General features: G+C 39.0%; 14 protein-coding genes. 6 read left to right on the top strand and 8 right to left on the bottom strand.

Translation table 11 applies throughout. The features are described 5' to 3' along the window. Positions 1-7 precede the first annotated feature (7 nt). The 4 genes from BP549_RS06130 to BP549_RS06115 all read left to right on the top strand — a co-directional run bounded on the left by BP549_RS06130 (position 8) and on the right by BP549_RS06115 (position 4,002). Complete coding sequence (locus BP549_RS06130) at positions 8-223, top strand: hypothetical protein (RefSeq protein WP_292379060.1); 216 nt, start codon at positions 8-10, stop codon at positions 221-223. Between the two features lie 213 nt (positions 224-436). After that, entirely contained in the window at positions 437-1,453 is a 1,017-nt protein-coding gene (locus BP549_RS06125; RefSeq protein WP_292372629.1) for a DUF5996 family protein, read from the top strand. A 562-nt stretch (positions 1,454-2,015) separates the two neighbouring features. After that, on the top strand, positions 2,016-2,351 hold the full coding sequence (locus tag BP549_RS06120) for a hypothetical protein (protein WP_292372631.1): 336 nt from the start codon (positions 2,016-2,018) through the stop codon (positions 2,349-2,351). A gap of 679 nt (positions 2,352-3,030) precedes the next feature. Next, entirely contained in the window at positions 3,031-4,002 is a 972-nt protein-coding gene (locus BP549_RS06115; RefSeq protein WP_292372633.1) for a helix-turn-helix transcriptional regulator, read from the top strand. Positions 4,003-4,249: 247 nt separating this feature from the next. On the opposite strand, the gene BP549_RS06110 is transcribed toward BP549_RS06115, so the two are convergent. Beyond that, the gene (locus BP549_RS06110; protein WP_292379059.1) at positions 4,250-4,627 is read right to left on the bottom strand and encodes a hypothetical protein; all 378 of its coding nucleotides are present in this window, start codon (positions 4,625-4,627) and stop codon (positions 4,250-4,252) included. A 77-nt stretch (positions 4,628-4,704) separates the two neighbouring features. On the opposite strand from BP549_RS06110, the gene BP549_RS06105 reads away from it, so the two are divergent. Continuing rightward, positions 4,705-5,073: a hypothetical protein gene (locus tag BP549_RS06105; protein ID WP_292379057.1), complete on the top strand. Its 369-nt coding sequence runs from the start codon at positions 4,705-4,707 to the stop codon at positions 5,071-5,073. A gap of 1,532 nt (positions 5,074-6,605) precedes the next feature. On the opposite strand, the gene BP549_RS06100 is transcribed toward BP549_RS06105, so the two are convergent. The 7 genes from BP549_RS06100 to BP549_RS06070 all read right to left on the bottom strand — a co-directional run bounded on the left by BP549_RS06100 (position 6,606) and on the right by BP549_RS06070 (position 11,054). Then, positions 6,606-6,947: a DUF86 domain-containing protein gene (locus BP549_RS06100; RefSeq protein WP_292379055.1), complete on the bottom strand. Its 342-nt coding sequence runs from the start codon at positions 6,945-6,947 to the stop codon at positions 6,606-6,608. 308 nt (positions 6,948-7,255) lie between these two features. Next, the gene (locus tag BP549_RS06095) at positions 7,256-7,549 is read right to left on the bottom strand and encodes a hypothetical protein (RefSeq protein ID WP_292379052.1); all 294 of its coding nucleotides are present in this window, start codon (positions 7,547-7,549) and stop codon (positions 7,256-7,258) included. Positions 7,550-7,949: 400 nt separating this feature from the next. Continuing rightward, the gene (locus BP549_RS06090; RefSeq protein WP_292379049.1) at positions 7,950-8,687 is read right to left on the bottom strand and encodes a M48 family metallopeptidase; all 738 of its coding nucleotides are present in this window, start codon (positions 8,685-8,687) and stop codon (positions 7,950-7,952) included. A gap of 90 nt (positions 8,688-8,777) precedes the next feature. Next, positions 8,778-9,464 carry an ABC transporter permease gene (locus BP549_RS06085; protein ID WP_292379047.1) on the bottom strand — a complete coding sequence of 229 codons (687 nt, stop codon included), beginning with the start codon at positions 9,462-9,464 and terminating at the stop codon, positions 8,778-8,780. A gap of 67 nt (positions 9,465-9,531) precedes the next feature. Then, the gene (locus BP549_RS06080; protein ID WP_292372647.1) at positions 9,532-10,488 is read right to left on the bottom strand and encodes an ATP-binding cassette domain-containing protein; all 957 of its coding nucleotides are present in this window, start codon (positions 10,486-10,488) and stop codon (positions 9,532-9,534) included. 99 nt (positions 10,489-10,587) lie between these two features. Continuing rightward, positions 10,588-10,869, bottom strand: a complete 282-nt coding sequence (locus BP549_RS06075; protein WP_292372648.1) for a type II toxin-antitoxin system RelE family toxin — start codon at positions 10,867-10,869, stop codon at positions 10,588-10,590. Then, positions 10,866-11,054: a hypothetical protein gene (locus tag BP549_RS06070; protein WP_292379045.1), complete on the bottom strand. Its 189-nt coding sequence runs from the start codon at positions 11,052-11,054 to the stop codon at positions 10,866-10,868. The genes BP549_RS06075 and BP549_RS06070 overlap by 4 nt, the downstream gene beginning before the upstream one ends. A gap of 406 nt (positions 11,055-11,460) precedes the next feature. Here BP549_RS06070 and BP549_RS06065 point away from each other — a divergent pair, with 406 nt between their 5' ends. Further along, positions 11,461-13,383 (top strand): hydantoinase/oxoprolinase family protein, encoded by a 1,923-nt coding sequence (locus BP549_RS06065; RefSeq protein ID WP_292379042.1) that lies wholly within the window; start codon positions 11,461-11,463, stop codon positions 13,381-13,383. Positions 13,384-13,654 lie beyond the last annotated feature (271 nt).

The following is a 13,654-nucleotide window of genomic DNA, read 5'->3' as shown; positions in this document are numbered from 1 at the left end:
GAGATTTTTGCTAATAGCCGGCTCAGATGAAGCCTTAAAACCTTTCGGAAGCACGCAGACTACTTTTCTTGTAGATTCTCTCTGTGAATTCAAGGCTTATCTGGAAGAAAAAGACGCAAAAATTCTCCGGGTCCTGGATAAGGTCCCAACCGGCAGGAATATGACAGTAAAGCATTCCAACGGCTCGGTAATAGAATATGTGGAACATTCAAACCAGTCCTGAAAAATAAAAATAAGTTATTAATTCAAAAGTCCGGTTCCAGAGCCAATATTTTAATTTTTTCACTCGGGCAGGAAAGGTTTTAAACTTATAAATTAACGGAATCTACAACTTATAATCATACTTTTATAAATTTAACAGAATTGTCACTAAACTTTACTATCGTTGATACTGTCATTGATTTAGTAATCTAGGGGTTTTCCAGAGGGGGTAATTATGGTAAGTACTAGCTTTACGCGGGATGTTCAATTTCCGCCTTTGCCGCTTGAAGAATGGGAAGATACGAAAAATACGCTGCACCTGTTTCTGCAAATCGTGGGAAAGGTCAAGCTTGCGCTTTTTCCGAAAATGAACCATTGGTGGCATGTACCGTTTTACGTTTCAGTGCGCGGGCTTACTACTGGGCCTATTCCTTACGAGGACATGACTTTCGAAATGGAGTTCAATTTCCGGGACAAGGAACATGTTTTAAGAATCGAGACGAGTGAAGGAGACTTGAAATTCGTGCCTTTAAAAGGGTTTTCGGTTGCTGTTTTTCATGACAGGGTGTTTTCGAGTCTTGGTGAGCTCGGGATTACGGTGGGTATCAGGCCAGTGCCGTATGATATATCTGGAGTAAGTACCGAGCCTTTCCCATCCGATTATCAGCACGCGACCTATGACGAAGGATATGTGAATCGGTTCTGGAGAATCCTTGTGCAAGTCTCTTCCGCCTTTCAGGTTTTCAGGGGCTGGTTTATAGGGAAAAGTTCTCCTGTCCATTTCTTCTGGCACCGCGCTGACCTGGCCCTGACTCTGTTTTCAGGAAGGCCTGCACCTGTAAAGGAAGGAGCAAACCCTGTAGAACTTGAAGCTTCCTCGCATGAAATAATCAGTTTCGGGTTCTGGGCAGGAGATCAGAACATAAAGGAACCTGCTTTTTATGCGTACATGTACCCGCAGCCTGCAGGTTTCATGAATGAGCCACTTAACCCAAAAGAAGCTTTCTGGAGCCATCAGGCAGGGCTTGCGCTTTTAATGTATGAAGATGTCCGAAATTCAGCAGATTCACCGGAAAAAGCGATCCTGGATTTTCTTGAGAGCGTGTATCAGGCAGGAGCAAAAAGGGCAAACTGGGATATTGAGGCTTTCAGGCTTACATCATCCGAAAAGAAAGTTAAGGGGCAATCTCAAAAGCAGCATAAAGAGCAGGCGGATATACTGGAAAAGCTGGAGAGGCCTGACTCTGAATAAATTGATATTGTTGTAAATATTAAGCATATGAGCTTTTTTAAGAGCTTTATATACTAAACCTGTTATTTACAGTTTAATTTCCAAATAAAGTTTTATAATTTGTTATTTTGCTAATTCAGCTATTTTTAATCAATTTTTCTTATAAGTATATTTATATTTAATCCAGTCAATATTTATGTATAACTCATGGGTAGCAAATAAAAAACTTAATGGCAAAACAATCTAATTAATTATATTTATAGTCAAAGGGGCAAGTAGAAATTTACAGGAAAATGAAGATCTCAAGTTATTTAGTTCAGGGGTCGAATTCAAGTTAATTAACTTAAGGGTTGAGTTCAGATTAGCGAGTTTAGGGGGCTGAATTCAAATTCGTGAGTTCAAAAGTTGGATTCAGGTTCGTAAGGTCAAGGTTGAATTCCTTACTATAAATCCAAACCTCACAGGCTTTAAAGCCATAACAGGTTTTAAGGCAAAAGATCTAAAGACCACGGATTTTGGAAAAGAACCTTTTCACACGCGTTAAATCATTTTTCATTCAATTAAATAAGTTAGGAGTTAATTTATGGCATCTAAAAAATTTGATAGAATTAAAAAGACTTTTGCTGTTTTGCTGGTACTTTGTTTTGTGCTGTCAGTAACAGCTGCCTCAGCAAGCGCGGCTAGTAATAGCAAGAACAAAGATGGCTACAGCGATGGCTACGGAAAAGGCTACAAAGACGGCAGAAAACAAGGCCAAAAAGATTGCAATCAATATGGAAGCAAGGATACGCTTTCCAAAATTCCTTCTCCTTACAATGATTACAGGTGGACCAAGTACTACAAAGCTAGTTACAACAAAGGCTACGAAAAAGGATATATCGATGGCTACAATGGAAACAGATACACATGCTTAAAATAAAAACAAAGTATATTAATAATAAAAATGACATGCCTTTAATCTCTAAAGTTACATTTTTTAATCCCTAATAGACACCAAAATCAGAGGAGAGGATCTTATGTAAAAGTTCTCGCTTTAGTGATCTTTTTAGTGATCCCGTTTACTCACCATGTCTAATCATCTTACTTACTTTTTAGTTTGATATTCAGAAAAAACATAGTCTAAGTCACAAATTTTGACATTTGTCTATTAGCTTTAGTAGCTATTAACTTTAATAAAATTGAGAGGTTTCGCATAGCAGGAATATGGTATTATTTGAATTATTCGAATTGTAAACTGTTCTTATGTAATTTTGCACATATTGTTGTCATTTTATATCGATAGAATTAAATAATAAACGATATATTTATTTATAATTTATACTTACCTAATTGTAGTTCGTAACTATAAAAGTCTATAAGGATAAAGAAAGTTCTCAATGGGCCTGCTTCAAAATTATATATTTGATCTTATCAGAATAATCTTGAAACATGCTCATTATGGCAAAGTCGATGATGGGTCATGGGGGCGATTCATTGGAAAAATCCGGAAAAATAAATGTACATTCTACGTTTGGAAAAATTTTGATAAGATTTATGTTTACAAATTTTAGTAACTGACCCCATAGCCTCAACTTACAATACTGGATTTACTGGTAGAGATGAATTTGAGGTTCTACGTCCTGCTCATTACTGCTTTACTCACTTTAGGGGTATCTCTCACTTCAGGGCTACCTTTCATAGCAGACAGCAAGATCACTGCAACAATCCATGGGGCAACATATGCATGGGATACCCTTGAACCCCTCAACGATACTGTGATTAATATCAATTCCAATCCTTCTCAATCAATAGTAGCAAAAAATGGCACCTATTCTTTTGAACTTGGACCTGGAGACTATGTTATTACAGCCAATTATTACCTGAACAACACCATAATTTATTCAAAACAAACAACTTTGAGGATTGAAACTGAAGGAAACTATGTCTTCGATCTCCTGCTTTACCCAGCTTCTGTAAATCCAGTAACGGAAACAATCGAGGATAAAACAAGTAATGTCAATAATGTCAGCCCAGCCGAAAAAACCAGGACTGACTCTTTTACTGAGACCGACTTTTCGACTAAGACTAATTCTTCTACTATAAGTTACAGTTACGTATCAGTAATCCTTATGTTTCTTCTTCTGCTCGGTGGAGGTTATAAACTTTCCAGAAGGCACAAAAAAATGAAAATGAATATGCGTCAGGAAGGGAAGTTCGGTACATCTGGATTACTGGCAAAAGTCCTCAGTAAAAGCAGTGGTTCTGGAGTGAGGCCGGGGTCAGGAAATTTAGGGGAGACAGTTTCCATAACAGAGCCGGTAATAGACCCAATAATAGAAACTACAGATAATTCCAAAATTGAGTCTGCTGATCTTAAAAAGTCTCCCCTTTCTACTGAGCTGCGCGAAATCCTGGACGTAATTCGGGGCCACAGGGGCAGGATCACGCAAAAAGAGCTGCGTAGCAGGCTGGATTATTCAGAAGTAAAAGTCAGCCTTCTGCTTTCAGAACTGGAAAAGAGAGGACTGATTAAGAAGTTCAAGCATGGGCGTGAGAATATCGTAATTTTAATAGACGAAGAACGGATGTAATATAATGAAGAACGGATATAATGACGAAGAACGCATACGAGAAACGTTAAAATTAACATGACTTAACAATAATGGAATAGTAAAAGAGAATCTGGAGAAGGGTCACTTAATCTCCTCATGGGCTTTGGATATTCGTGATCCTCCTCATTTTCGGAGTAGTAAGAACCTTACTGCTCTAAATTTATTTTGTCCAAGGGGTGTACTATAGAACTACAGGCTTGTTTTTCGCCAGTTATCACGAACTGTTTCAGTAGTATCTGTGATAATTGCCGTAAAATTTGTTATAACTCATTAACCATTTCATATACATTTTGTACCAGTTCATATAAGATGTGTGCCATCTATTGTAGTCGTTCCCATGTCTCTTATTGTTCCACTTTTTCCTGTCGTTGTCCCACTTTCTCTTATCATTATCCCACTTTTTCTTGTCGTTGTCCCACTTTCTCTTATCATTATCCCACTTTTTCTTGTCGTTGTCCCACTTATTCCTGTCGTGGTTATCAAATTTGTTCCTATTGTCATCCCGTTTGTTCCTATCGTTGTCCCAGGGTGCTGCACTTACTGATGCAACTGTCACTGACAGTACAAAACAGACTGCCAGGAAAATTCCCAATATCTTTCTCATTTTCAACACATAACCCACTCCCAAGTTTAATCGAAATTATTCTTTTAATTAAGATTGCTGCTTGTTTAATCCAAGGGGTGTATGACGAAATAATTGTAGTCTCATTTTACAGCCAGTTCTTACCATCTGCTTCCATAGTGGCTGTAGGATTCGTAGTACTCGTAGTAGTAGCTGTAGAATTTGCTGTAATAACCGCAGAACTTTTCATAGCTGACAAACCAAATTATATACATTCTATACCATTTGGTGTACTCTTTGCCATGTTTCTTATTGTCCCACTTTCTCCTGTCGTTGTCCCATTTTCTCTTGTCGTTATCCCACTTTCTCTTGTCGTTATCCCACTTAATCCGGTCTTTGTCCCACTTAATCCGGTCGTGGTCATCAAATTTGTTCCTGTTGTCATCCCATTTGTGCCTGTCATTGTCCCAAGGTGCTGCACTTACTGATGCAACTGTCAGTGACAGCACAAAACAGACTGCCAGGAAAATTCCCAGTATCTTTTTCATTTTCAACATACCATCCACTCCAAATATTTATTCAAACCATCTTACCATCTTTTTACTATTCAATACGATTTGACACTATAATAACGCCGATAAATCTCCAGATTTGTTTTTGAAAACCATCGGTTTTGTTCTTTACATTGTCAATTTTGAGTGTTTTTCCACTTATCTGCCGGCTACTTAAAAGCCACTTAACTATTCTTGTTGTCTTGCCGACTATCTGCGGCTTGACAATTCTAAAATTCGCTAGATTAAATATAAATATACTTGTGATAAATAAGAGATTAAAAAGGTTTAATTAAAGAAAAAATCATTTTAAATGGTTTATCTAGTAAAATAAGGGTTTTTAAAATTTTAAAGTTATTTTTATTTATATATAGCCTTATTTATTACTTATAAACCATCTTAAACTTCGGGCTTTCAAGGCAAGTCACTCGAGTCTCAGGTGTATAAATCTATTTACATTTCCTGAAACATAGAGCTGTGTTTATTTCCCAAATTAATCGATAATTTGCCATAATGATTGTATCATTTAAGTATCTCTACTGGCCATTAGGTAAGGAATTTTCTTACCTGAAATATGATCTTTATTGGTCAAACAGAGTTTAAGTAGTATAATTACAGAAAATAAGTATTTCTAAACTTTAAATTTAGTTTATAGTTAGAAATATAGCTTTAAACATCATGATAACCTTTCAAAAATAATATTTTTTAGTAAAAAGTGATATATTTGCTTGTTTTTAGGTTTCTCAAAAATAAGGATAAAATTACCTTAAGATTATTGAAGGCACAGGACTTACCCAGTATGAAGCTTAACTGATAAAGCAGTAGAATGAGGGTTAGAACTCTCTTTCATCTCTGGTGATTCGCTGGGGGCGGCAGGGCTCCAAAACCTCAGCTAGGTTAAACTTCTTAATATGGCCAGCGCTTTTGTTCTTCAGCTCCTTAGGAACAAGGTTGCTGTATTCATTGCAGTGCCTTTTCTCTGCTCCAGCTATAAATTCTCCTGACCCCGGTGACTCAAGGCCAATATCTCAATGTTCCTGTACAGGCCGTTCAAAGTAAGTCCCAATATCTATGTGGAATCATAGACAAAGAAAACGAAGAAATTCTCATCCATTAAAAGCAAATTAAATGCTGGACAAAAAAGATACTGAAAATAGTGTACTAATAGTGTACTGTTAGAAGAAAAGATACTGAAAATAGTACTATCAGCTAGCATTAATGGGGATTGGGCATCCGGATATTGGGGAGTTGGGGGGTATGGGGGGTTATTAAAAAGAGTTAAAAGGTCTCTTTTGACCTTCCCAGATGCCCAATATCCTACATTACTTCATTATATATAAACTTAAAGATTTAATCTTACATTGGCTAAGCATAGTCAAACTATGTAAAAAATAAATTGGTACTTCCAGAAACTATTATTTCCAGAAGTTGATATAAATATGAATTTAAAAGCCAGAAATATATCGTTTTTAGCTTAAAATTTTAACAATCAATGGTTTTAAGGATGAAACATCCTCTACTGCTATATTCCAGATGGCTTCAAGATCAAGACCTAACTCGCCATGAACCATTTTGTCGCGCAATCCAGACATTTCTCTCCATGGAATCTCTGGATGCTTCATTTTTAAAGAATCCGGTAAATTTTTTGTGGCTTCCCCAATAATCTCAAGAGCCAGGATTACAGCATATATGGTTTTATCGTCTGTGGAAAAGTCCTCAAATTCAAATCCTTCAATAAAACTCTCTATTTTCTCGACTGAATCAAGAATATCAATCAAGAAATCCTCTGGTTCTCTTTCTTCGGCTTGCATAAAGCCATACCTCTTTAAGAAATCGTATCTCAATTACGGAATATGTTTCTTATCTATTTGTTATTTTCTGATATCGATCTTTATGAGAAAACCAGAGTACGACAAAACTATTCTTATGATTGATTTTTCACAAGCCTTTTCAAAAAGTCTTGAGAGAAAAAGTTCTCGACGATACTTTATTCGGATTAATATCGTCTCATAGAAGGAGCTGGAGAATGAACTCTTTTAAGATTTGATATATGTTAGCTGACTCTAAAGAAAAGCAGTAGCCTAAAAAGTCAACAAAGCCGGGAATGCAATTCAGTTACTCAAGCAACAGACATCGATATGTGTACCTGATAGTAATCGTTACCCACTTTAATTACGTTCGATCCTTTTAAAAGAAGAAAATCTTCTACCTGTTTCCATTCAGCAGAATCAACTGTAAATCCCTCTCCTGCAGTCTTGAGTGCTCTCCTTAAAGCCGGATACTCTCCGATTTCACTTTCAGTAACAACAGCATATTTCTCGGGTACTGTTTCCAGTCTTTCGGCTTCGATCCAGTACTCAGCTGAGTTTATATGGTTATAGGCCCCAAGAACAAAAAAGCCCGCAGAGATCAAAAATAGAGCTCCAAAAGATATAGCAAACCCCTTAAGAACAAAAGCTGGAGAATAATTCCTTAAAACTAGTATTTCGGTCGCAAAAAGGGTCAAATAAATCAAAAGCATCAGATAAATTGATCGAGGGGGATGTATTCCTCTGAGTATATATCCACTCAAGTAAAAAGTAAAAATCCCAATAAAAAAGAACATTGCATACTTTTTTGTGTCCTTGCTCTGATTCTTCATAAATTCCTAATACATGATAAATGTAACAGTATTTATTTTTTTCGAAACTGGATGTTATAATTCTTATGTTATAATTCTTATGTTATAATTCTTATAGAGAATGAAAAGATTAGAAATAAAAAGGGTTAGAGAACGAATAGAATTCATAGGCAAATGTATTTTTTTACTGGCTTTAAAGCACATATTTCCAGCCGTCTTTTTTCAGGCTACTCCTGTGCCCTTCATAATCAGGCATGAGTTCTCGGACCAGCTTCCAGAACCGTGCAGAATGATTTTTCTCTTTTACGTGGCAGAGTTCGTGCACCACCACATACTCAAGCTGTCTTGGCGGAGCCATTATAAGCTGGAAATTTATCCTCAGGACATTTTCCTCAGAGCAGCTTCCCCAGCGCCTTTTCTGGTGCTTTACCTTAAAAACCGGAGGAGCTGCCCCAAATTTTTTAGAATAATTTTCTAGAATTTTCTCAACTTCCTCCTCGGCACGTTCGCTATAAAAGTTCCAGACAGCTTCTTTCACCAGAAAAGGAATCTGATCTTCAGAAGTATTCTCAGGAACCTCAACTGTGAGTTTGGAATCCTTGAAAAAAGCCAGGGGTTTTTTAACGCTGTCTATGAATGTGATTCTCAGAGGATATTCTCTGCCCAGATAAAGATAAACTTCCCCTTCACAATACTGCTTTTTTTGATCCGGCAGCCTGTTAGTCTCGAACCATTCAAGCTTTTTAAACATCCACAGAGCTTTTCCTTTAACCATTTCCCGAATGGTATCATTGCTCAGTCCCTGAGGCGCCCGAAACTCAACTCGCATATCAGGACGGACTAAGATAGCCGCTCTCTTTCTCTTTTTACTATATACGATCTCGTAATTTATAGTCCTGCCACAAGCAATGATCCTGTCGTTTTTCCGCATCCTGGTTTCCTCAGTTTCTAACGAGTTTCTAATTTAATCGTTTTTATTGCTCTTTTTTACTTTCTTTAATCTAGACTTTGTTTATCTTTCTCATTCATTGAACTTCTTGTAAAGGTAGTTTGCCGTTACCTGAAATACCAGGATGAATACTATCAGCGCCAGAATATCCAGAAGCGGTGGAAATAACGATTTACCGGTATATGCATACTCAATCATATCATTTCCGTAAGTAAGGGGGGACACCAGTGCGATCTGCTGGCCGATTCTGGGCATAGTCGATATAGGAATAAAAACTCCGGAAATGAAAATAAGCGGTAGTCTTACCGTGTTGAGTATCGACATAACCTCTCCCACATTCTCGGTGGGATATGCGGCAAATAATGTCCCGAGGGTCGCAAAACAGAACGCTGTAAGTGCCATGGAAGTAATAAGGATTGGTATGTTCAGGATAGGCGTACCGAATACAATAACACCAATAGCAAGCGGTAAACATGCAATGCCGAGACTATACAAAAAACCGCTCAGGCTCTCGCCAGTTACCAGTGAGTATAAGGACATCGGTGCCGAAAGAAGACGTTCAAAGGTTTTTACTCTTCTTTCGATAGGTATTGAGACCGGTTCTATTGATGAAGCCGAAAATAGGAGAGTAATTGAAATCAGCCCGGGAATGAGCGTGCCAGGCTGGGTGTTTTTTCCAATGGCAAAGGCAAGGAACATGAAAACTGGGAAGAATAAGCCGGAAACTATGATATTGGGCTTGAAGTAGTAAATCCGCATGTCCTTTTTGGCAATCGCCCATGCTGCTGAGAGTTCACAGGAAAGGCGCTCTGCTAATCCTCTATTTTCAGTCGATGGCATGGATTTTTTCACCTGTCCGCTGCAGACCTGTCAACCGTATGAACACATCCTCAAGACTTGGACCAAGAGTCGTGATACTGACAACTTTAAGGTTATGCGTGTGGGCATAGCCCATTACTGCATTGATAACTTCAGAGGGATCTTCAGTATAGAGCTTAAACTTATCACCTGCTTTTTGTGCCTCATTTACCATGGATAAACGGCTGAGTTTGTCAAGCTGATCTGCCGAATTATGATCAAAAGAGACTTCTATCGACTGCACGCTCTGAATAGTTTTTTTCAAGGATTCGGGTGCATCAATTGCAACGATACGCCCTTTATTGATAATCGCTACCCTGTCACACATGATATTTGCCTCCTCAATATTATGTGTCGTTAAAAAAACCGTGACACCCTCTAGGACAAGATCGGAAACTACTTCCCTAATTATGAGATTGCTTTGCACATCGAGCCCCGAGGTTGGTTCGTCAAGAAACAGCAAACGTGGGCTATTGACAAGTCCCATTGCGAGCGTTAGACGCCGCTTCATCCCTTTTGAAAAATCATGCGCTTTATCATTGCGCCGTTCGTATAATTCAAACTTCTTGAGCAGTTCGTTTGCCTTTTTTTCTCTTTCTTTTCGTCCCACATGGTAGAGTTCGGCGGAAAACATCATATTCTGCCATGCAGTTAGGTCGTCATAAACATTGGAATTCTCGGACACAATGCCCATTGACTGCCGTGCGGCAATAGTGTCGTGCTCAATATCATGGCCAAAAATGCTTGCCGTTCCAGATGTAGGTCTCGAAACGCCTGTCAAAATACGAATAGTAGTGGTCTTGCCAGCCCCATTGGGACCCAAAAAACCAAATGTTTCTCCCTCGCTAACTGAGAAACTAATATCATTTAGTGCAGTAAGAGAACCAAATTTCTTGATTAGATGAGATACCTCAATTGCTTGCATATATTCTGATACTACATTAATCCTTAAATCATTCTCACAACCTTTTTTTCGAAAAAAAAGCTTGACCAAAAAAACAATATAACTGGCATATACATGAATTCACACATAAGCCGTATTCATATCATATGCCCGCGTGTAGTGTTCAAAAACTAGCAGGGTAAGGATATTTGAGTCACGGTCAAAAGTATAGACCAGCACAAAAGGCCCGATATGAATTCTCCATTTATCTTCAAACTCGGCTTCAAGGGGAACGCCAATTTCCGGCCTGTAAGCCAGAAGGCGGAGACGATGTTTCAAGTAATCGTAACCTGGCCTGTCAAGCCGATATAAATTTTGAAGGTTTTTGCGGATTGAGGGGTGAAGGGCTACTTTATATGTCATCCCTCTACCTTCTCGAAGAGTTCATCAATCTCAAACGCAGGCAGGCAGTGGACTAAACTATCCTGTTCCGCTTTCCGGATTTTAGAAGCGAAGGACGACTGAAAGGTCGCTTCAGGCGGATACTTAATCTCATTAAACTTTTTCTCAAGCTCTCTTAGCTGGTTGAATATTTCTGTAAATGTCATACACCAACTCACTCAATTTACAAATCAACCTGCTGATTTCAAATTTAAAAGGCTCATCTCAAGTTTTAAATGCCAAGCTGTCTTAAATGCCAGAATTTAATATGGTACTTTGAAATTCGTATTTAAAGGGAATTTTATTTAATTGCTTATATAAATTTCGGGCATTAATAAAGAGTTAAAATTCAAAAATCAGGAATGAAAGATTCGGAAGCCATTCTGGACCTCGTTTTTCGGACAGAAACTCAACTATCTTTTTCCATTCTGACATTTTTTCTCTTTTCTTTGACAGTACACCAATCACTCACCAACTGTTATATATTTTTAAATAGAATATATTTCTGGCAATTTAAGTCTCATAAGCTAATTTCATGAACCCCTATTTCAAAAATGAACAGGAGACATTTAGATGCAGTACAGCATGGGCATTGATGCCGGAGGCACCTATACAGATTCGATTATCATTCGTGACTCCGATGGCAAAGTGATGGATTCGAACAAAGCACTTACTACTTATCCCGACTTGCTTGAAGGAATAAGGAATTCAATAAACGGTCTAAATCAAAAATATTTAAAAGACATAAAAATGGTTTCAGTCTCAACAACGCTTGCCACAAACACAATCCTTGAAAAAAATGGCTATCCTGTAGGTTTGATTCTTGTAGGAGACTATGAAATTCCTGAAAAAATGCATGTTGAGTTCCATACCGTCGTCAAAGGAGGGCATGACCACCACGGAGCCGAACTTGTTTCCCTTGATATGGAAGCTGTGGAAGCTTTTGTCAGTAAGGTTAAGGATAGGGTTTCGGCTTTTGCAGTCTCTTCTTATTTCAGTATCCGAAACCCTGCTCATGAACTGGCGGTCAAAACTCGTATCCAAGAGCTTACTGGAATGCCTGTGGTTTGCGGGCACGAACTATCCCTTGACCTTGGAGCCTACGAACGAGGGACTACAGCCTATTTAAATGCCCAGCTAATTCCTATTGCAAGCCAGTTCATCCGCTCAATCCAGGAGGAAATCTCAAGGCGGGGAATGAATTCAAGGCTGTTGATGCTCAAATGCGACGGTTCGGTCGTGGGCATTAACGAAGCCTTGGAAAAACCGATTGAATCTATTTTTTCGGGCCCAGCAGCAAGCCTTGTAGGAGCATCTCACCTTTCAGGGCTTGAGACCTGTGCAGTTATTGATGTAGGCGGGACAAGTACGGACGTTTCCATGCTCGAAAACGGGCTTCCAGAACTCTGTGCCGACGGGGCTGTAGTCGGAGGCTGGCAGACAAAGGTAAAGGCTATCCGCATGGAAACCTCGGCAATGGGAGGAGACAGCCATGTCTGGGTCAGGAACATGAAAATAAATATCGGCCCAAGGCGGGTTATCCCACTCTGCGTTGCAGCGGTCAAATATCCGGGTTTCCTCGAAGTCCTGAGAAAAGGGAGAATTCCCGGAGCTATGCGTCTTGACGAAAATGTGCAGCCTACCAAGTTTTTTGTAAAGACGGGTGTTGAACCCTCAGACCTAGGAAAGTTTGAAACGGAACTCTTTGAGAAAATCGGAAATTTTCCTGCCTCTCTTAACGATATCTTCTGGGAGACCAAGAAAACGCTTTCTCCGGGCTTGCTTGATTCGCTTATCAGAAAACGCCTGATCCAGGCAATCGGTTTTACTCCAACCGATGCGCTTCACGTGCTCGGGGAATATACAGCCTGGGATGGGGAAGCTTCAATTGTGGGAGCAAAACTTCTTGAGCGATATACTCAGACCGACCATATCGAGCTCTGCAAACAAATAAAACAGGATGTTGCAAGGAATATGGCCTTAAATCTGGTATCTTTCATCCAGAAAGATGTGCTTTCTTCGGAGATCGAAAAAATCCTCCTGTCCGACAGGTTTACGCAGTTCAGGATGAAAATCCCTGTAGTGCTGATAGGAGGCCCTGTAGTCGCATATGCCAGAGAGTTGAAGCAAATTCTCGACGCCGACATCAGAATTCCAGAGTACGCCGAGGTAGGAAATGCCGTCGGAGCTGTTGTGGGCAAGGGCATAAAAAGGATTGAAATCCTGATCAAAAGTACCTACTCAAAAGATAAGAAAAGGCTTGTTCTTTTATTTTCGCCTCAGGGCAGGGAAACCTTTGGAAGCTATCCTGAAGCTTTCGAACATGCAGAAACCCTGGGAAGAAAACTCGTCATGGAATACATGACCGAAGCCGGCCTTGATAAGGGACAGGTTCAAATCGAGGTAAGTAAAAAAGATGTATCTCTGAGTGAAGCAGGAGCAATTCCCGTGGAGACAAAGCTTGTTTTTGTTGGAGTCGGGATGCCAAAAATCTGAGTACCGGAGAGCCCCCAGAATATTTATATATTTATCCTCAATAGTGCAAATAATTTCATTGCTGAATTCAACATTTGTTCTTGAATCTCTTACCTATTCCCAAACAGCTGTTTGTTTCCAGAATAATATCTGAAATAAACTTCTGATTCTGAAAAAAGGATTCCAGATGAGCTGAACGAGACTTACCAGACTGAATTGAACTGATCAAGCTGAATCGAACTACCCAACCTGAATATAATTTATTATCCAGATTCTTTGGTTAGAACATCAG

The organism is Methanosarcina sp. UBA289, from assembly GCA_002496565.1.
Taxonomy (GTDB): Archaea; Halobacteriota; Methanosarcinia; order Methanosarcinales; family Methanosarcinaceae; genus Methanosarcina.
This window is presented reverse-complemented; position numbering and strand designations above follow the sequence as displayed.